Origin of the sequence: Treponema sp. OMZ 305 (genome assembly GCF_024181325.1) — a bacterium.
GTDB lineage: Bacteria > Spirochaetota > Spirochaetia > Treponematales > Treponemataceae > Treponema.
In genome coordinates this window covers 1,971,719-1,992,468 of the sequence record NZ_CP051300.1, presented here as the reverse complement: position 1 = coordinate 1,992,468, position 20,750 = coordinate 1,971,719, and the positions used below count along the sequence as shown (strand labels likewise).

The window sequence follows — 20,750 nt, the reverse complement described above, 5'->3', positions numbered from 1 at the left end:
GAGAGGTTTTACTATGTGGATTGCTTTTGCATTAATCGTATTCGTACTCATTCTGCTTATTTTGAATATCAGAATTGTACCGCAGTCTCAGTCGTTCATTATCGAACGGCTTGGCGGCTATTTCCAGTCATGGGAGGTCGGCCTGCACGTTAAGATGCCGTTTGTCGATCGAATTGCCAATAAGGTGTCGCTCAAGGAACGGGTGCTCGATTTTAAGCCGCAGCCGGTTATTACGAAAGACAACGTTACCATGATGATTGACACGGTTATTTATTTTCAGATTACCGACCCGAAGCTCTATACCTACGGCGTTGAAAACCCGATGAATGCGATTGAAAATCTGTCGGCAACCACGCTGCGGAATATTATCGGTGAATTGGAACTTGACGGCACGCTGACAAGCCGCGATGTTATCAATACTCGTATGCGCAGCATTCTGGATGAAGCGACCGATCCGTGGGGTATTAAGGTAAACCGTGTAGAAGTAAAGAATATCATTCCCCCTGAATCCATTCAGGAAGCGATGGAAAAACAGATGCGTGCAGAACGCGAACGGCGCGAGGCCATCCTTATTGCAGAGGGGCAAAAGCAATCTTCTATTCTGGTGGCAGAAGGAAAAAAGGCATCGATGATTTTACAGGCCGAAGCGGAAAAAGAATCCGCAATATGCAGGGCGCAGGGTGAGGCTGAGGCGATTTTAGCTATCCAGAAAGCAACTGCCGAAGGTTTGAACCTTATTAAGAATGTGGGCGCCGATTCCGCGCTGATTAAATTGCGCAGCTTGGAAGCCTTTGAAAAAGTAGCCGACGGAAAATCGACGAAAATTATTATTCCTGCTGATATTCAGAATATGGCGGGGCTTGTATCGGGCATCGCCGAAGTTATCAAATAAGCAGCGTAATAACGGATTATGGTAATGTACCGCTGCAGTCGTTTTGTTAAAGGGCTTTGTATTTTCTTGTGTGCCGTTGTTTCTCTTTGTGTCGCTTCGTGCGGGAAAGAAAAAACGGGGAACTTGGAGCGCAAACAGCTTTTTTCAATTAAATACGGGAATTTTGAAGACCAGCTCGATTTATTTCAGCTGGCAAGTCCGTACGTCCGTCCCGACAGTCAGCTTGTCATGGATGAGGGTATCTTTTACGTGAGTAATTCCGGTGCGGGGAAAATCCTCAAGCTGACATCGTTCGGCGATTTGCTTGCGCTGTATTATAATCCCGAAAAAAATCCCCGCCCGACCTTTATCGATGCCGATCAAACTGATAAAATCATGACTCGCCGCGCCGTGCCGTATCCGCTCAATCATCCGACGTACCTAGCCGTAACGCCGAATAAACATCTTTTTGCCGTCGATACGGTCAACGAAGAACGCATCGAATACGATCAGACGGAGAATCTTGTATTACGCGATACGGTCATTCATTTTAATGAGACAGGTGAATTTGTGGATACCGTCGGGCAGGAAGGCGTCGGCGGCACCCCCTTTCCGCCTATCGAAGGGCTGTATGCGGATTCAAGCAACGGTATTATCGTAGTGTGCCGGACGGAAACCGGTATCAGGGTGTACTGGTATGACAATACCGGCAGCTTGCTGTATAAAATTCCTATTGCGTTTAACGGATTGCCGTCGCCCTATACCAGTGAAGTGAAGATGTTTTCCAGTCTTGATAAGACTGTCCCCGATTTTACGGCGAAGAAGCTGTATATTAAGGTTGATTATTACCGTGAAGATATCGATGCGGATATCAATGTGAGCGCCGGAATCAGCTATGATAAAAGCTGTCTGTATACATTTAATATTGAAGATCAGCGGTATGAACGGACTATTGATATTGCTCCGTATGAGGATACCGAAGATACGAATACCGGTACCCGTCATATTAAAAAAGTCTACGGATTACTTGGCGTAACGGCAAATAATTGGTGCTTACTGACAACGCCGCGCTCCGACGGCTATATCCTCGAATTGATCGACTTACATTCAAATAAAATATATACGCGGACATTGACCGTTTCCCCTGATGAATTGGTGTATAATGCTTTCCATCTTTCTTCCGGCGGCATCTTGTCGGCGCTTCTTGCCGGAGACAAACAGGCGGACATTGTCTGGTGGAAGACAAACACCATTACCGGAGCGTCAAAAAATGAATAACCAACCGGATTCGTGGAGTGAAGGCAGTTCATATCTCCGCTATGATCGGAGTGAGCGTTTAAAGCGAGCGCCGGAAGCGGTGCAGCAGATGTATGAACCCGATTACATAAAAAAGGTCAGCCTGCTTAAAAGCCTTACCGCAACGCGCTCGTCCCGCTCCGTGCTGTTTGCCATTGTTGCCGTTTTTGCCCTTAGTTTTGCATCTTTTCTATTTAAAACCGACCGGCAGTCGGGGAAAATTCAGGGAGTTCCGGTCAAACTGGAATACTTGACTCAACAGGAATATCTCTACGTGAATATTTCGTTCGGAGCCACGGAACAAAGCGATGACTATGCGCTGCCGCTTACCGTCCGTATCACCGCTGCGAACCGCGATACGGAAGAGAAGGAAACGAAAACCGTCAAAGTGATTTACATCGGCAGCGCTTTAAGCGTGCCGGTTCAATTCCCTGCCCATACCTATAAACGATTGGAAGCGGTTGTACTGACGGACAGCAAAGCGCTGTCATTGCAGAGCGTGATAAAAAAGTAACGGGAAGTACGGAAGGCTAGGCAAAGCGTGAGCATGAAGATCGCAGTAGGTTTAAGCGGAGGTGTGGATTCGAGTGTTGCCGCAAAGCTTCTGATGGAACAAGGTCATGACGTGTGCGGTGTTACTCTCCGCTTGCTGAACGAACAGACCGCCGCTGCAAAGGAACAAACCGAGCGGATGATTGAGGAAGCGGCGCAGGTAGCGCGGATTCTCGGTATTCCGCACCGTGTTTACGATTTCCGTGCCGAATTTCAAAAGCAGATTATCGATTATTTTATTCAAAGCTATCGCAGCGGAGAAACGCCGAATCCGTGTTACATCTGCAATAAGCAGATTAAATTCGGCCTCCTGTTGGAACAGGCGTTACGGGAAGGTTGTGATGCAGTTGCAACCGGCCATTATGCCAAGGTGTTTCGGGAGCCGTCCGGACGGTATGCGCTGGAGCGGGGCGCTGATGCGCAGAAAGATCAAAGCTACTTTTTAGCCTTGTTGAGCCAAGAGCAGCTGGGTAGAACGTTTTTTCCGCTTGCAGAATTGACGAAGCCGGAGGTTCGCCTCATTGCGGAAAAAGCCGGATTGGTCAATGCGCATAAAAGCGACAGTCAAGATATTTGCTTTGTACCGGACGGCGACTACACGGCAGTAATCGAAACATTGGCGCCCGATGCTTTTCCCGAAGGAGATTTTATCGACATCGATGGCGCCAAGGTCGGTACGCACCGCGGCTTGCACCGTTATACCATCGGGCAGCGGCGGGGGCTTGCTTTGCCGTTCGGCTATCCGATTTACGTGGTTGAAAAATCGGCAGAGCATAATACGGTTACCGTCGGTGCGGGGGATGCCCTTCTTGCCGCCGCCTGTTCGGTGCGGGAAGTAAATTGGATTGCCGAAATGCCGCAGGAGCCTTTTTACGCAGAGGTTAAAACACGATACCGGCAGCAGCTGAAAAAAGCCTGTATTGAACCGATCGGCACAAGCCGAGGCCGCATCGTTTTTACCGAACCCGAACGGGCGGTTGCGCGCGGGCAAGCCGCTGTATTTTATTGCGGGAGTAGGGTAGTCGGCGGCGGTATTATTGACGGCGTGGAAGCCTGCGACTGATAGTTACTCCCGAAGAATCAAAGGATAAACGAGTGGAAACCTCTAAAAACTGCGCCGATAGGCTTGATATTTTTAGAGGTTCCCCTAAGTTTTTTTAATCTTATAATGTTAAGAATGCTCCCGGGCCGAGCGGTAAGCCGGTTACATACCAAATAATCATCAAGCCGAGCCATGAAAGCAGGAACGCGATTGAATACGGCAACATTATCGAGATCAATGTTCCAAGACCGGAATCCTCATCATATTTTTTCATAAAGACGACGATCATCGCAAAGTAGCTCATCAGCGGAGTGATGATATTGGTGCTGGAATCTCCGATACGATATGCAACCTGCGTTAAAGCCGGTGAAAGGCCGAGGTTTACCATCATCGGTACGAAGATCGGCGCCATAATTCCCCATTTTGCAGAGGCGGAACCGATAAAGAGGTTCAAGAACGCGGAAATAATTACGAATGCGATGATAAGCGGTAAGCCGGTAAACCCGATGCTCTTTAAAAAGTTAGCGCCGTTTACGGAAAGAATGGTTCCAAGGTTTGTTTTACCGAAGTAGCTGACGAACTGCGCTGCAAAGAATGCCAGTACAAGGTAGCCGGCCATTGAGCTCATACCGTGTGTCATCCCTTTTACGAGGTCTCCGGAGTTTTTAATTTTTCCCAAGGTTTTACCGTATACTAAGCCGGGTACCAAGAAAAGAATTAAAATAACGGGGAGCAAGCCGCCGTGCATAAAGTTGCTGAGAGAACTAACGCCTGTTTTGGGATTCACTTCGCTTAAGATAGCGAGGGACGGAAGACCGGGTAAGCCGAACATCCCGATAACGAGTATGACCACCATAATCAGAATGGCAATACCGGCACGCTTTAATCCCTTGGTTTCTTCTGCGGAAACGGGCATATTGTCCGGCTGATAGGTGCCGTGATACTCGCCTAAGTTCTTTTCTACGATCTTTTCGGTTACTAAGGTTCCGATAATTGTCAATAGGAATGTCGATACGATCATAAAATACCAGTTACAGGTAGGATCAAGCGGGATGTCCATACCGGCATTATGGAGCGCTTCGATCGTGATACCGGTTAAAAGCGGGTCGGTAGTTCCCAGCAAGAGGTTTGCGGAGAAACCTCCCGAAACACCGGCAAAAGCTGCAGCAAGACCTGCGAGCGGATGCCGTCCGGCATTTGCAAATACGATAGCGCCAAGCGGAATAACTACAACGTAACCGGCATCGGAAGCAATGTTACTCATAATACCGGCAAAAACGACAACAGCAGTTAACAGCCGGGGATTAATATTGGTAAGGAGCTTTTTCAGTGAGGTGTTGATAAGCCCTGTCCACTCGGCAACGCCGATACCGAGCATTGCGACCAATACCGTACCGAGCGGCGCAAAACCGGTAAAGTTTTTTGTTGCGCTGTTTAAAATATAGCGAAATCCGTCGACATTCAAAAGCGAAAGAGCCTTTATCGTTACTTCCTGCCCTTTTTTTGCGTCAAAGTAAGTAACCGGCGCACCGACAGCCGCTACAATAGCGGAAATAAAGACAACGATAATGCTGAGGATAAAGAATAACATCGCCGGATGGGGCAGCTTATTTCCAATCCTTTCAACGCCTTTGAGAAATCCTGAGACTTCCTTGTTCTTTTTTGTACTCATAAGAACTCCTAGAAAATGGTTTTCGCATATCATAATGCGATAATATCTTCAATTATATATGATGATTTCCATATTGGCAAATATAAATTTTAAAAATATCAATATCTTTTTATCATATATTTCGGCACAACCTACGAAGTGTGTTTGATGCACTTGCGTTAAGAGCGCTGCTGACAATACTGTTATGCGAGGTTGACAATCCGTTTCTATTCGTATATATTTCCGTTATAAATAACTGACGTTATCGTCGGTTTCTAGGAGTTCTTATGACGGATAAACGAGAAGAGCTTGTATCGGGAAATATATTCAAGCTCATGCTAAAATTAGGTGTGCCGGGCATTATCGGTATGCTGGTAATCAGTTTATACAGTTTTGTCGACGCAATGTTTGTCGGGCGGTATGTGGGTGAAAAAGCGCTCGGAGCAATCAGCGTCGCCTATGCTTTTACGTTGGTAAATAATGGTATTGCGGTATTGGTCGGGATTGGTTCCGCATCGATTTTATCGCGGGCAGTCGGCAGAAAAGACCAAAAGACCGTCGATGCGGTGATGGGAAACGTATTGGTGTTGTCGGTACTGATGTCCTCAGTAGTGATGATAGTCGGATACATTTTTGCGCCGCAGCTTCTCACCCTTATCGGGGCGGAAGGAGAAATGCACGCAATGGGGGTGCAATATTTACGGATTGTGTACCTTGGCTCCATATTTGTAAACTTCGGACAGGCTTCAAATATGGTACTGCGCGGAGAAGGAAGAATTGCGCTTGCGATGATTATCATGGGATCCGGCGCCGTGCTGAATATTGTGCTTGACGCACTGTTTATTATTGTATTCAACCAAGGAATCGTCGGCGCTGCCGTTGCCACGGTTATTTCGCAGGCGGTTTTCGCATTGGTCAGCTTTTTTTACTTTTTATGCTTCAGCAAAAATGTTCGCTTTAAAACCATTAAACCGGATAGATCGATTGTCGGAGAAACAATTGCAATCGGTATGTCTGCGATGATTATGCAGGTACTTTCGTTGGTGCAGCAAACGGTAATGTATTCGACATTGAAAAAATACGGCGGAGAAGATCAAGTTGTTCTAATGGGCGCATTCTTCCGCTATTTGATGTTGAGCTTTATTCCGCTGTGGGGATTAAGCCAAGGATACCAGCCCTTTGTCGGTACGAATTTCGGTGCAGGACTTTTTGATCGGGTAAAAAAAGGCACCGGCTTGTTCTATGGCTTCGGCCTTTTGCTCGCAGTAATTGCATGGGCTATCTTTTTACTCAGTCCCGAAAAGGTATTGGGCTTGTTCATCGATAACCCCGCGCTCGTCGCACAGGGAAAAACCAATGCCGTTATTGCCATGATAATCTTCCCTGCGCTTGCGATTATGATATTGAATATGACGCTCTTTCAGGCTATCGGCAAGCCGAAACCCGCCGGTATTTTAGCGATTTCTCGCCAGCTCGTGCTTTTTGTACCCGCAGTACTGATACTGCCCCATTTTTTCGGAGCACGGGGCGTATGGCTTGCTATGCCGCTCGTTGACGGAATTGTCGTAGTGCTTTCCGTTATTATTATGATAAAGATATTCGCAACCGACTTGGTAAAAAAATAATACTAAAATATACAGGGCAGGCGGCTATTCTGATTGCTGCCGAATGTGCGCTTTTTCCGCAGCGTTTACATACTCCTCGCCCCAGTAATCGCAGAGGATGGCGTAAGCTTCATCGCGGAGGGAGGGTATAACGCGCTTTAAGTGGCGGAGGTTTTGAAGCAAGGCTGTTTTACAGCGGTTTTGCAGGGCTGCGGTCAGCTTTTCGGCATTGGGGGAACCAAAGGGGTGTTCTTCAAGATACGAAAAGATTACGGCAAAGGCTGAGGCCGCCGTGCAAGCCCGTTCCCAGCGGGCGAGGTCTTCTATTTCTTGATTGGAGCTTATGCCCGTGCCTATATGATAGGTATACACGGTGTCTTCTATTCCGAAATAGGAACGTGCATGGAGCAGGATAAAGAAGTAAATAAGAAAGTCTTCGCCCATCGTGCAAAATGTGTGAGGAATATCTGCAAAAGCAGCCTTAGCCGCCTCCGTACGGAAGAGTTTTGCCCATAAAAAACTTGATAGCTCTCTTTTTAGTAAAAAAGAATTTAAAAGTTCATCCCCTTCCAAAAGACCGGTATGAACCTTTTTTATATTTTCTTCCATTTCGGCAAGGGAGGCTTCTTTGTAAAGCGGGGCTTCCTCATCGGGAAAGTCGGTTTTGTACTCGGCCTTACCGTGGATGATATCGGCGGCATCCGCAAGGGAACCGGTACCTGAGGCAAGCAGTCCATTGTACAAATGCGAAAGAGCATCCGGCGGAAGGGTATCGTCGGAATCCGCAAAGCAGAGGTAGGTGCCGGAGGCGGCTTGTACGGCAGTGCGGCGGGCTTCAACCAGTCCGAGATTTTTAGAGTGTTCCAAAAGAATAAGAGGAATACCGGCGGCTTTGAATTTCTTTTTATAAGGTTTAAGGATTGTAGGCAAGGAGCCGCCGGCGGGGCTTCCGTCGTTTACGATGATAACTTCAACCGGCAAGCCCCCCGCCTTTGTATCCACTACACGGGAATGTCCGAAAAGACTGTTTTTCAACGATATTCGCAGCGAGAGGTTCTGCCCGCAGTTGCTGATGGGCAAAGGCTCCTGCGCTAACACGCTATCCAGCAGCGCAGGAAGAGATCTTTCCGTTCCGTAGACCGGAACGGAAAGACTGATAAGAGCCGTCATTATTTCCACTCATAACCGCAATAGGGCCTTCTCGTAAGTGTTTTTGAAAACCCAATAGCAGAATCGGTTTCTGTCGATTGAGGCGTGCCTTCAAGTGAACCGTCATCTTTTATACCAAAATCCCATATAAAATTGAATTGTTTAACATCATCAGTATTCGGATCACTTCGATCGGTAATGTGCCCCCAAAAACCGTCAGAGGCAATGATGAGTTTTTTCGGCATGACGGCAATAAACCGGTAAGGTGCAAATTTTCCGCCTTCTTTTCTTTTCGCATCGGCCACAGAGCCAGAGGCGTGAATTTCACTCCTCGGCAATTCCGTAGTGTAAAGCACCTCCGCATTTCCGGAAAAATCGGCTGTAGAACTGCCTATTTTCATGAGTTTTCCTGAAATAGAGTCTTTTGGGTAATATACATAAGTATCGTCATGTTCATAGCGGTACTGCACTGCCGTTAGACCGTATAAAATACCTTCTTGGATATGCAGAGCGGTTAAATCTCCCGGTCTTGACCAAGTTGAAGCGTTGGTTACCTCACCGAGAACATTAATTGCATTACCGACTGCACTGCCATCGTTATGCATATATTTTTGCACTCTAACAGTATACCCAAAAGTACCGGTCTCTTTTAGAGCAACAAAGAAGCCGTTTTTATCGGCTGCAAGCGCGGTAAAGCGTGTTTTGTTATTGCCAACATCTTGAGGTCCTCCAAAAGTGCCGCTGCCGGCGAAACTATTATCCTCAGCAGCATTAGAAAATAAATCGTTCTTCGCCCATGTAAGCCGTTTGATGTATGATTTATCACTGCCATTATAGCTGTAATACAAGGCGTTTACCGATTGACCATCCTTTTTTACACTGCCCGATATGTCAATGGCAATGGCGGTCGGTTGATCGGATAATGATGATGTACTTACAGTTACGCTGCTATCATAGCTGCCGTCATCTTTCAGCTCAAAGCGGCATATACGGTAGCCTCCGGTTTTATATCGTACTATGTAGAAGTTTCCGGCTTCGTCAAAGCAAAACACATCGGTAAAACGACTGCTGGATGATGTTGAATTAGCAAGTTCAGTTTCTGCCGTGAGTGCATCAGCGGCTGAATTGAGCTGATAATAGTCGAAACCGGCAGCATTCTTTTTCCAGACGATGGTCTTTGTACTTACACCTGTCCATACAGGATTTTCGCCCAGCCAAGTAATCCCGCTTGGGGCATCATTAAAGGTAAGCGTATTGGTTCCTTTATTAAGCGTTGCAATGCGGTTTTTGTTTGCGGTAATACGGGGCTTTCCTTTTTGATACTCGAACGTTACGCCGTCATCGGCTATGTAGAGGTTTTCTTCATCAAAACCGACTACCTTTACGGGGCCGTAGAAGTTGCTTTCTTCGGTCTGGTAAATACCGTTTCCATCAGAAGTATGCTCATTTGCAATACCGATGCGGACAGGAGTGCTTATTGAAGCGGTTGTATCGTCAGCCGAATATGAGTATTTGACAATACCGCCTAAGGAAAAGGAGTCCGAAATGGTTTGATATTTAGAAAAAAGAACATAGAGGGTATCGGTAGTTATGTAAAGGTCGTTTATCGTCCCATGTACCCATCCCGCCGCCACTCCCAATGTAATCTTTGTATCTTCGCGTAAATTGGACTGAGCGGAAAGTGTGATTTCGGAAACGGTATCTTCGGTTATGCGGTACATTTTTAATTCCGGACCTACCATTCCATAGCCTGAGGCGATGAGTACATTATTATATACGGCATAGCCGGTTAGATACCCGAGAGACGCTCCCGTCAATTCTATAGGCGAGCCGCCGGCTTCGTTTATTCTATACAGCTTCATATTCAAGCCGTCTTTTGCAACAAGGTAAACTGCACCTGTTGCATGGTCGCTTGTGAGGAGCAGTGGAGAAACGCCCATGATACTGTGAAAGTTTTTCTCTTCTTTATCACCCTCGCTTGTGTAACGTTCAATATTCCACTGCTTGCCGGTGTTGTATGCAAGATAGGTTCTTCCCTTATTGTCGCGGCAAAAGTTATGATATTTAATGTGCTCTTTCTTTACTTCCGTTGAACCTATTTTCAACGTGAATGTGTAATCATTTACACCGCCTGAATGGGATCCATGGGGCTTATTAGTACCGAACAGCAGATCGTTTAAAGCAACGGCAGCTTTTTTAAGCTTAACGCTGACGGTATTAGTGCCGGAAGTAACCTCGTGCGATTCTTCTCCCGACCATCGAGCTGAAACGTTTTTAACAATAACCTTTACGACGATTTTTTCGCCGACCGGCAACGTTAAGGACATGGTTTTAGGAGCACTTTCGGCAAAGTGTTTTTCCGTAATAGACGTTCCATCATCCTTCGTAACCTTTATGGTCATTTGGGAATTATTGAGAAGCGGTAAGCCGTTTGAGCCAACTGCACGGCTTACGCCATTCCCGGCAATTCCGATAATCACCGTCCCGTAGCCCTGCGGAGCCTCCGGTTTACCAAAGGCTGCCTGCCCACAGGAAATAAACAAAAAACTTACTGCGATAAAAAAATATTGTAATCTTTTTCATTTTCTTCCTCCGTTTCTAAAATAAAGGCAGTATTACCTACATAATGCGGTGTTATTTCGCATACTCTAAAATCACTATAAGTATAATCTATAAGGGGAAAAAGTCAATGCAAGTGATTGACATATAAGCAATTACCGTCCTTATCCTTGCCGGAGGACGAGGTATAAAAACTGTCGGGCTGACTTTTTATCAATACGGTGTACGATAACGATATAGAAAAAACAAGTGTAGAAAAAGCTGTAACGATTTTTTAATCAATGATGATTTCTTGTGTGCTATTAACTACTGCTTAATGGGTAAATCTTCCCAAAAAGCTTCTCTTTTTAGTATCAAGTTTCGCGCTCACTCGAAGCTCGCTGCCAAAAGTGTACAAGGATGTACACTTTTGGCAAGGCAACGAAGTAGATGTGTCGTATATCCTCGAAAAAAGCCTTTTGAAAATAGACGCCACAGATGCTAGGAGCCTAGCCGAAATAAAGCGGAGACGTATCGGGTATACGTTGAGCATTTATTTCGGCGTAGCGACAACGCAGATGTGCCGTATATTTTCAAAAGTATTATTGGCCTTGATATTCTTCGATAGTATCACTCAAATGCTCAAGGGTAACGCCCGCCTGTTTGAACATCTCGATTGAGTCGGCGCTGTCGTGATATCGTTTTTCAGCAATAACTCGTTTGATACCGCAGTTGATAATGAGCATTGCGCATGTCCGGCACGGGGTCATTTTGCAGTAGAGTGTTGCACCGTCGATGCTGATTCCCCGTTTTGCTGCTTGGCAAATTGCATTCTGCTCCGCATGGACGGTGCGGACGCAGTGTTGGCTTATGGTGCCGTCTTCGTGCTGTACTTTTTTAAATTGATGTCCGACATCATCGCAATGGGGTAATCCGCGGGGTGCGCCCACATAGCCGGTAACTAAGAGTTGGTTATCCCGAGCAATAACGCATCCCGATCTGCCTCTATCGCAGGTTGCACGTTTTGCAATTGCGCGGCAGACTTCCATAAAATATTCATCCCATGTCGGGCGGACGTACGGCTGTTCACTCATGTTTTATCCTTTTAGAAAATTCCCTTATAGCCACGGGTTAATACCTTCCTCCTGTATCGCTCCGTTGTTTTGTTCCTGTGTTTCGGAGCCGGTCGGGTTGGATTCTGCAGGCGGGAAAGACGGCAGCGGAGTTCCCTCGTCGATAGTTTCCAAATGAGTTTGAGGAATCGGCGGTTGCTGCGTGTTATTCGCCCCTTGCGTTTCCGAGGTCTGTCCTGCCTGAGGCGCTGCATCCTGCGTGTTTTGTTCTTGTTGCGGAGTGAGCGCCGACGACTGATCTATGGATGACTCATCTTCACCTGAGCGTAAGTATGGATTAGATTCAAAAGTGTTGTCTGTGCCGGAGGGCGTTATAAGCTCATCGGTTATAAACGAATCTGTCGTATAGGAAGTATTTCCTCTCCGTCTTTGTTTACTCGGTTCAGGATCTTCAAAAATACGCGGGTCAATGAGTACATCCGTTTTAATAATGTCAACCGGCGTTTGTCCGGTACTGTAATTACTTTTGCGTAGGCGGTCTTTGGCAATTTCCAGCAGTACATTGTTTGCTTCATGATAGGTACACGCCTCCGTCGGTTCCGTACCCGATAAAAAGTAGAGCGATACCGTGCCTTCGTTGCAGTAGGGCGTTTGCAGCATTCCGGATTTTGAACAAACCGATACGGCGGTTAATCCTGTTTCGGGTCGAATAAAATCCCGATACGGCATATCTTCATGGATTGCCTTCATAAAGTTTGCCCACGGAGGGCCTGCGAGCGTCGCCCCCGTGTTATCAAGACCGAGCGACTGTCCACCCTTATCATAGCCGAACCAAACCGCGGCGGTATAATACGGAGAAAAGCCGATTGTCCATGCGTCAGACCAGTTCTGGGTTGTACCGGTTTTACCCGCAACAGGCATAGAAAAGTATTTTCCCGTTGTTTTATCTTTATACCGGAACTTTGAACCGCTGCTTGAAGCATACGCGAGCGTCCCTTCGGTAACCGTTCTCTTCAGTACCGAAGTCATAAGATAGGCATTTTGGGGGCTGATAACTTGCATCGCATTTCCTCGCCGCCGCTGTTCCAACCGTAAATCCCGTTCGGGATCCATCACAATTGTACCATTGCGGTTTTCGACGGTGCGGATGGCAATGGGGTCAACCCGCCGCCCCTGATTTGCAAAAACGGCAAACGCCTTTGCCATCTGAACGGGCGCAACGCTGATAACGCCGAGTGCAAGCGGGTATAGCCGCGGGAACGTGCGGTCTATTTCATCTTGATCGGTGATGCCGAGCAGCGCAGCAGAGCGGGTAATTGCTGCGTCGAAGCCGATAGTATCAAGCACCTTAATCGCGGGGATATTCAGCGACTTTGCCAGCGCCCGCCATGCCAGAACGGTGCCCTGCCAATGCCCTGCATAGTTATTAGGAATATACGGAACGCCGCTCTGGTTCTGAAATACCTGCGGCGTGTCTTCCAACACGGTTGCCGGTGTAATCAGTTTGGTGTCGAAGGCGGCGGAATAGAGGAGCGGCTTAAATGAGCTTCCCGGCTGGACGCGCCCTTGTGTCGCTCGAATCATTTGATTCGATTCATCGAATTTACTACCGCCGACGAGCGCTGTAATGTAGCCGGTATTATTTTCCAAGCAGATGAGCGTTCCCTCAACCGTCTTTCTTGCAAGCTCGTCTTGTACTTTTGCCGTACTTTTTGCGCCGGTGATTTTGAGGTTGTTTAAACCGAAGAGCATCGCTGCCATATCGACAATAGGATTTAAATCACTGCGGTAGTAGGAAAGGGTTTTTGTCTGCACCCGTTCGGAATCGATATGGAGCGCCGGAATATTAAAGGCGAGCGAAACGAGCGCAGTGATGTTGCTGTACAGTTCGCTCTGCGCAAAGCGGTGCGACCGCGTATTTTTTACACGTGTATTCGCGATGCGGATATAATCGCTCATCTCTTTTTCGGCAGCGGCCTGATGGCGCAGGTCGCAGGTGGTATGCACGATATAGCCGTCGGAATAAAAATCCATCGTGCCGTACATCATCGTTTCAAGCTGGCGGCGTACATATTCCGAAAACCAACGGGCTTTATCTTCGCGGTTAAACCATGCGGACGAAGCGGTACGGGTATAATCAAAGTGCGCCCAATACTCATCGTAGGATTCGTCGCGTTCTTCTTTGGTGAGATAGCCGAGGCGCACCATCTCATCGAGGATGTAGCCCTGCCGTTCCTGTACGCGGTTCGGGTATTCAAAAGGATTGTAATAGGCGGGATTCGATAGTTGAATAACCAGTACAGCCGCTTCTGCAGGGGTAATTTCCGCTACGGGATGTCCGAAGTAAAAACGGCAGGCAGCGCTGACGCCGTAGGTACCTCCGCCGAAATAGACTTTGTTCAAATAGAGTTCAAGGATTTCATCTTTTGAGTACCGGCGTTCCATCTGGACTGCCCACCACAGTTCTTTTATCTTCCGCGAAATGCTCATATCGGTACGGTCGCAATATAAAAGTCCCGCGATTTGCTGCGTAATGGTACTTCCGCCGCCGAGTGTTCTGTGGGTAAGTTTTCCGATAATGGCACGGAAAATCGCCTTCATGGTAAAACCGCGATGCCGATAAAAACTACGGTCTTCACGAACGAGGAGCGCATTGATCAAGGCGGGCGGTATTTGCTCAAACTTGATAATTTCCCGTTTTTCGTTGGAAGAAAATTCGGTAATCAAGTCTCCGCGTATATCTAGTATCCGTGTCGGTAAGTCGGGATTAAAAGCGGTAAATTGTTCGCTTTGCTTTACGGCAGCCGTTTCGGCCAGTAAGTAGCCCAGCATCGCCGAGCCTGCAGCAAGCACGGTAAAAACAATAATAAGGTAAATATATAAAAAGACAGTACGTCCGCGCATGCGCCTATAAAAGCACAAAAGCGCTTTTTTTTCAAGCATTATGCTCTAACACCCCTAAGATTTTCCCTTGCGTAATCTATAAAAAAAGGTTACACTAAATCAGTAGCGGTATCCGCAATCAATTCAAGTTTTTAAAGATGCCTTAGAGATATTCTGATATTGATTATTGAGAGGAGACTCGATTATGGATAGTAACACCATTCTGACCTATGCAAAGCAGTATATGGCGGAAGAAACCGATCCGGCATTCGTAAAAGAAGTGGAAGAACTTATTGCAAAAAACGATGAGAAAGAGCTGTTTGACCGTTTTTACCGTCAATTGGAATTCGGTACCGGCGGTTTGCGTGGAATTATCGGCGGCGGAACAAACCGGATGAATCCTACGGTGATTAAAAAGGCAACACAGGGACTTGCTGACTATATCATAGAAACATTCCCGGAAAAAGCAAAAAGCGGAAAATTAAAGGCCGTCATTGCGTATGATTCGCGCCGCTATTCCGATGTATTTGCAGAGTCAACCGCCCTCATCTTTGCGGCGAACGGTTTTACCGTGTACCTGTTTTCGGCATTGCGCCCGACACCGGAGCTTTCCTATGCAATCCGGCAGCTCGGCTGCGACACCGGCGTTGTTGTTACCGCTTCTCACAATCCGCCGCAGTATAACGGATACAAAGCCTATTGGAACGATGGTGCACAGGTCATTCCGCCCCACGATAAAGGGATTATCGACAAAGTAAACGCGGTTAAAAAAATTAACATGATGAACCGCGACGAAGCGATTAAAAGCGGTAAGCTCATCATTATCGATAAAGAGATAGACGAAAAATATTGGGCAAGCGTTAAAGCCAAGCTGCACCGCGGCGATTTAATCAAAGAGATGTCTAAGTCCGTAAAGATTGTCTACACCCCGCTACATGGCACCGGTGCGATGCATGTTGAAAAAGTGCTCGGCGATATGGGCTTTAACATTATCACCGTGCCGGAACAGCGTGAACCGGACGGAAATTTCCCGACAGTAAGCTATCCTAACCCCGAGGATCCTGCAGCATTAAAAATGGCGATTGAATTGGCGGAAAAAGAAGGAGCTGACATTCTGATGGCTACCGACCCCGATGCAGACCGTTTCGCTTCGGCGGTAAAAGACGAAAACGGAAAAATGCGCCTTATTACCGGTAACCAGATGGGAGCGCTCTTTACCGACTATCTTTGTCTTACTGCAAAAGAGTTTGGTGTAATGCCTGAAAAGCCTGCTATTGTGCGTTCTATTGTAACATCAAGCCTCTGTGACCGCATTGCAGAAAAATATGGGGTTGAAACCTTTGAATGCTTGACGGGATTTAAATGGATTTGCAATAAGGCTGACGAGATTTCCAAAAAAGGCTACCACTATATTTTCGGTTTTGAGGAAAGCTACGGCTATAATTTCGGGATGGAAATCCGCGATAAAGACGGTATTGCGGCATCCGCCATCTGTGCCGAAATGGCGCTTTACTGGCGTAAACAAGGAAAGAGTTTGTTAGATCGTTTAGACGAACTTTTTAAACAGTACGGCTTCTACTGCGAAAAGACCATCAATAAGGTGTTCCCGGGTGCGGAAGGCGTTGAAATTATGAATAAGATGATGGCAAAACTCCGCAAGTCTCCGTTAAGAGAGATTGGCGGTGTAGAAGTATGGACTATTTGGGATGTAAAGAACTCAGTTCACTACAATCCTCGTACTCCCGAAAAGACAACGCATATATATATCCCTGTAAGTGATGTACTGCGGCATTTTATGGAAGACGGAACAATCGTCAGTATTCGTCCAAGCGGTACCGAACCCAAGATCAAAATTTATATTATTCATCCTGAGTTTATGAGGGAGAACAACAACGATCTCGAAGCTGCTCGGAAGCAGGCAGAGAAAAAAGTTGAAATATTTGAACGAAGTCTGGACTACGATCTTAGATGACAAGTTATGATTGGCTGGCTGCCGTATACGACACGGCAGCCTTTATCGCTTTTGATACCGAAACAACCGGACTTGATCCCTCATCAGGGAGAATCGTCGAAATCGGCGCGGTAAAGTTTGACCGGCGCGGTATCATCGCCCGATACAATGTGCTGATCAATCCCGAAATACCGATGCCGGAAGAAGCGGGCAAGGTAAACGGAATCACCGATGCGATGCTGAAGGATAAACCGCTCATTGCTGCCGTTTTTCCCGACTTTTCCGATTTTATCGGTACCGGTGTTCTAGTTGCGCACAATGCTCCGTTTGACATAAACTATGTTAATGCGGAGTTAAAGCGCGCCGGAAAACCGACTTTAACCAATAAAGCCGTCGATACGCGGATATTTGCAAAGGAAGTATTTCCCGGACTTTCCAGCTATGCATTGCAGGATCTTGCCGTGCAGTTCGGCATTACGGCGCTGGAAGCTCACCGTGCCGAAGATGATGCTCGCGTTTGTATGGAGCTTTTTGAAAAAATTTTAAGCAGATTTTTAAAAAACAATCCCGAACTGGTAGAAAAAATCCGTGCGGAAACGGATGCTGCCAGCCTATTAGCCCCTGAAACGGAGCAAAAAGAGAAAGATTATTCACGGAGTTTATTTTGATACCTCAACAAAAGCGAGAAACGACCTCGATTCCAAACCCTTTTAAGGCGCCTGTGTATTATTACGCACGCACCGATTCTACCTTACAAGCCGCCCGCGAGTGCCTTGCAGACGGTTGTCCTGACGGCACATTCATCTACGCCGGCTACCAAACGGAGGGGCGCGGCCGCATGGCCGATCGGCAGTGGCTTTCTCCTGCAGGGGAAAACCTACTCGGCACCCTTATTTTAAGGCAGCCTGCATCCACCGATTTTACGCTGCGGATAGGGCTGGCAGCCAGTTTAACGATCGATTCGTTTTTGCCGTCATCTGTACGGACTGCTGTTAAATGGCCGAATGATATCTTTATCAACGGTAAAAAAGCTGCCGGTATCCTATGCGAAAGCGCGGGCGGCTGTGTGCTTGCCGGTATCGGCATCAACCTGCTTCAAACGGCCTTTTTGCGGAGTATTGAACACACGGCAACTTCGCTCGCGATGATTATCGGAGCCGATAGGTGCCCTACGTTTGAAGTGTTTATCCCTGCACTACTTACTCAAATACAGGAATGCCTCAACCGCAACGATTGGAATGAAGAAATCAGCCGTCGGCTGTGGAAGCGAGGCTCTGTAGTGCGTTTTATGCGCGGGCAACAGGAGAGCGACATCGTCGAAGGTATACTAACCGGTATCGCTCCGGACGGGGCGCTGTGCATTACGGAAGAGGATAAAGAGCGCCGATATTATTCAGGCGAGTTGATCTATTAATCAGTTTGCAGAAACCGTTAAAAATAAAACCTGTTCGGAAACTTCCGTTTCTGAACAGGTTACCTTGAAATGCGATGTTCTCGCATCATGCTATTTGTACGATGCGCGAACTCGTCGACCTATTCGAAAACGAAAGTTTCAGAATAGGTCGAGCATTTATATCTTGCATCTTTTTTTTAATTGCGTTATAGTCTCCATTACAGTGTAATATTACGTTGTAATATTATTTGTGAGGAGGATGATTTTATAGCAAGGAATTTTCAGCAAACGCACGAAAACCTTTTGCAATGTGCAAAAGCGCAGTTTTTAGCATTCGGCTTTGAACGGGCAAGCATCAGGGATATTTGCAAGGAAGCGCATGTAACCAACGGCGCATTTTATAATCACTTTAAGGATAAAGAAGCGCTCTTCGGCGCCGTGGTAGAACCGGTGTTTCAAACTATTTCACAGATGTATCACGATGCCGCAGCTGAGCAGTTTGCCTTGGTAAAAACCGACGATCTTTTACAGCTGTGGAAGCATGAAGAAGAAACGCTGTGCAGTATGATCGAGTATATCTACGCACATTTTGAAATATTTCAGCTTTTGCTGATGTGCTCTGCCGGTACAAAATACGCAGATTTTCAGGATATGGTGGTGCGTGCCGAAATGCGGGAAACCAAAAAGTTCCTTGCCGAACTAAAGCGGCGGGGTGTTCCCGTTCGGGATTTAGAAGATGATGAATGGCATATCCTTGTGCATGCGCATTATGCTTCCCTTGCCGAACTGGTGCTGCACAATTATCCAAAAGAGACCGCATTAAAATATGCCCATACGCTGGGGACTTTTTTCGGTGCAGGCTGGAAAGCCGTGTTGGGGATTCCGTAATGGGGAGCAAGCAAACTACGGCAGCAATCTTGATCTATCAGGAGATAGTAGGCATCTTTTAAAAACTCGGTTAGATTTTTTATGGAGAGGAGTATCTATGGATATTATAAAAAAACATATAGGACAGATTATCTTTCCGGTGGTTGTTGCAATTTTCGGTGTTGCGTGCGGCATTGTTCCATACTTTGCAGTCGCTTCTATTGTTACGCAGCTGATAAACGGTGTAACCGATTACCGCGTTTTCTTACCGTACGCAGGGCTTATCCTTGCAGGATTCGCTGGCTCGATTATCGGGCATTCGATATCGACCATCGGTTCGCATAATTTAGCATTCAGTATTATTGAAGATACACGGAAGCGGGTGATAGAAAAGCTTAGCCGCCTTTCGATGGGGACGATAGAAGAAAAAAGCAGCGGCAAGTGGTCTCAGTTTGTGGTAGAAACAGTGGATAAAATGGAACAACCGATTGCGCACGTCATTCCCGAAGTACTTGCCAACGTCATCATTCCGATTGTGATTGTCGTGATTGTTTTTATACTGAACTGGAAGATCGCTCTTGCAAACCTCGTAACCTTGCCGCTTGGTATGCTCTTTTCGATGCTGATGATGAAAGACTATGAAGCAAAATCAAAACGCTACATCGAAGCCTCAAAAAAAATGAATGCCGCCGCTGTCGAATATATTCAAGGGATAAAAGTGATCAAGGCGTTTAACAAGTCGGCATCATCCTATGATAAATTCCAAAAAGCGGTGGAGAATAACCGGGACTCTATGCTCGACTGGTATTTGAGCGTGTGCTTTGCAATGGTTGCCGCGATGGAAGTGCTGCCGTCTACTCTCCTTGTCGTACTGCCGGTGGGCTTGTACCTCTTTATGACCGGCGGCATTGCGATTCCTACGTTGATTATGTGCATACTGCTTTCGTATGCTTCATATAAGCCGCTTCTCAAAGCGATGGCGTATACGGATGCGATGGCGAATGTGCGGGTCGTGTTCGGCGAAATACAATCAGTACTCGATTTACCGGAGCTGGTACGGCAAGACACCGCCCCCGCCCCGCACGGCTATGATGTGCGCTTTGAAAATGTGGTATTCGGCTACGGCGGCGTACTGAGCGAAACAACCGGTACTGCTGATAAAAACGGCGCCGCTGCCAAGGACAGCGCAAAGGTGTTCGACGGATTGAACTTTACCGCAAAGGAAGGAGAGCTGACTGCGATTGTGGGTTCTTCCGGCAGCGGCAAGTCTACCATCGCAAAACTGCTGGCAGGCTTTTGGAATATCGAAAGCGGACACATCACCATCGGCGGCGCTGACATCGGCAGCATGAGTTTGGAGCGGAATATGCAGGTAGTTACCTACGTTTCGCAGGAAAACTTTTTGTTCAACAAGACCATTCGCGAAAACCTCAAAATGGCAAAAGAAGATGCAACCGATGCAGAAATCGAAGCCGCCTGTACAAAGGCGAGCATCCATGACTTTATCAAAAGCCTGCCTGCAGGGTATGACACCAATGCGGGAAACGCAGGCAGTAAGTTTTCAGGCGGCGAGCGGCAGCGGCTCACCATAGCTCGTGCACTGCTGAAAGACAGCCCCATTGTCGTACTTGACGAAGCGACCGCCTACTCAGACCCGGAAAACGAAGCCATTATCCAAAAGTCCATCGACAATCTTGTAAAGAACAAAACCGTTATTATGATTGCACACCGCCTTTCCACGATTGTCAATGCCGATAAAATCATCGTGCTGGAAAAAGGAAAAATTGCCGCCGAGGGAACCCATCAGGAGCTTTTGCAAACTTCACCACTCTATCAAAAAATGTGGCAGTCCCATATCCGCAGCAGGGATGATTAGGAAT

Annotated in this window: 15 protein-coding genes; 10 read left to right on the top strand and 5 right to left on the bottom strand. The window is 47.0% G+C overall.

Annotation, left to right across the window (positions count from 1 at the left end):
• Window positions 1–13: 13 nt before the first annotated feature.
• Genes ABK01_RS08695 through mnmA form a run of 4 tightly spaced genes read left to right on the top strand, consistent with a single transcriptional unit; the run spans window position 14 to window position 3,782 of the window.
• Complete coding sequence (locus ABK01_RS08695) at window positions 14–892, top strand: SPFH domain-containing protein (RefSeq protein ID WP_253675348.1); 879 nt, start codon at window positions 14–16, stop codon at window positions 890–892.
• A gap of 24 nt (window positions 893–916) precedes the next feature.
• The gene (locus tag ABK01_RS08690; protein ID WP_253675347.1) at window positions 917–2,149 is read left to right on the top strand and encodes an LIC_12708 family protein; all 1,233 of its coding nucleotides are present in this window, start codon (window positions 917–919) and stop codon (window positions 2,147–2,149) included.
• Window positions 2,142–2,681, top strand: coding sequence for a hypothetical protein (locus ABK01_RS08685; RefSeq protein WP_253675346.1), 540 nt, complete (start codon window positions 2,142–2,144; stop codon window positions 2,679–2,681). The genes ABK01_RS08690 and ABK01_RS08685 overlap by 8 nt, the downstream gene beginning before the upstream one ends.
• Window positions 2,682–2,714: 33 nt before the next feature.
• The gene (gene mnmA / locus ABK01_RS08680; RefSeq protein WP_253675345.1) at window positions 2,715–3,782 is read left to right on the top strand and encodes a tRNA 2-thiouridine(34) synthase MnmA; all 1,068 of its coding nucleotides are present in this window, start codon (window positions 2,715–2,717) and stop codon (window positions 3,780–3,782) included.
• Window positions 3,783–3,882: 100 nt separating this feature from the next.
• Here the strand turns inward: mnmA and ABK01_RS08675 are convergent, their stop codons facing one another.
• Window positions 3,883–5,433 carry an AbgT family transporter gene (locus ABK01_RS08675; RefSeq protein ID WP_212565096.1) on the bottom strand — a complete coding sequence of 517 codons (1,551 nt, stop codon included), beginning with the start codon at window positions 5,431–5,433 and terminating at the stop codon, window positions 3,883–3,885.
• 266 nt (window positions 5,434–5,699) lie between these two features.
• On the opposite strand from ABK01_RS08675, the gene ABK01_RS08670 reads away from it, so the two are divergent.
• Window positions 5,700–7,037, top strand: coding sequence for an MATE family efflux transporter (locus ABK01_RS08670; protein WP_253675344.1), 1,338 nt, complete (start codon window positions 5,700–5,702; stop codon window positions 7,035–7,037).
• A 24-nt stretch (window positions 7,038–7,061) separates the two neighbouring features.
• Here ABK01_RS08670 and ABK01_RS08665 read toward each other — a convergent pair whose 3' ends face one another.
• From ABK01_RS08665 to ABK01_RS08650, 4 genes are all read right to left on the bottom strand, one after another.
• Window positions 7,062–8,186: a glycosyltransferase family 2 protein gene (locus tag ABK01_RS08665; protein ID WP_253676608.1), complete on the bottom strand. Its 1,125-nt coding sequence runs from the start codon at window positions 8,184–8,186 to the stop codon at window positions 7,062–7,064.
• Window positions 8,186–10,708, bottom strand: coding sequence for a hypothetical protein (locus ABK01_RS08660; RefSeq protein WP_253675343.1), 2,523 nt, complete (start codon window positions 10,706–10,708; stop codon window positions 8,186–8,188). Before ABK01_RS08660 ends, ABK01_RS08665 begins: the two co-directional genes overlap by 1 nt.
• Window positions 10,709–11,305: 597 nt before the next feature.
• Window positions 11,306–11,797: a deoxycytidylate deaminase gene (locus ABK01_RS08655; RefSeq protein ID WP_212565092.1), complete on the bottom strand. Its 492-nt coding sequence runs from the start codon at window positions 11,795–11,797 to the stop codon at window positions 11,306–11,308.
• Window positions 11,798–11,821: 24 nt separating this feature from the next.
• Window positions 11,822–14,680 carry a penicillin-binding protein 1A gene (locus ABK01_RS08650; RefSeq protein ID WP_253676607.1) on the bottom strand — a complete coding sequence of 953 codons (2,859 nt, stop codon included), beginning with the start codon at window positions 14,678–14,680 and terminating at the stop codon, window positions 11,822–11,824.
• 184 nt (window positions 14,681–14,864) lie between these two features.
• Between ABK01_RS08650 and ABK01_RS08645 the strand changes: the two genes are divergently transcribed.
• The 5 genes from ABK01_RS08645 to ABK01_RS08625 all read left to right on the top strand — a co-directional run bounded on the left by ABK01_RS08645 (window position 14,865) and on the right by ABK01_RS08625 (window position 20,746).
• A complete protein-coding gene (locus ABK01_RS08645; protein WP_253675342.1) occupies window positions 14,865–16,631 on the top strand; it encodes a phospho-sugar mutase in 1,767 nt (588 codons plus the stop codon).
• Entirely contained in the window at window positions 16,628–17,278 is a 651-nt protein-coding gene (locus tag ABK01_RS08640; RefSeq protein WP_253675341.1) for a 3'-5' exonuclease, read from the top strand. The genes ABK01_RS08645 and ABK01_RS08640 overlap by 4 nt, the downstream gene beginning before the upstream one ends.
• Window positions 17,275–18,024, top strand: a complete 750-nt coding sequence (locus ABK01_RS08635; protein ID WP_212565090.1) for a biotin--[acetyl-CoA-carboxylase] ligase — start codon at window positions 17,275–17,277, stop codon at window positions 18,022–18,024. The genes ABK01_RS08640 and ABK01_RS08635 overlap by 4 nt, the downstream gene beginning before the upstream one ends.
• Before the next feature lie 282 nt (window positions 18,025–18,306).
• Window positions 18,307–18,891, top strand: coding sequence for a TetR/AcrR family transcriptional regulator (locus ABK01_RS08630; RefSeq protein WP_230974374.1), 585 nt, complete (start codon window positions 18,307–18,309; stop codon window positions 18,889–18,891).
• Between the two features lie 97 nt (window positions 18,892–18,988).
• Window positions 18,989–20,746, top strand: coding sequence for an ABC transporter ATP-binding protein (locus ABK01_RS08625; RefSeq protein ID WP_253675340.1), 1,758 nt, complete (start codon window positions 18,989–18,991; stop codon window positions 20,744–20,746).
• Window positions 20,747–20,750 lie beyond the last annotated feature (4 nt).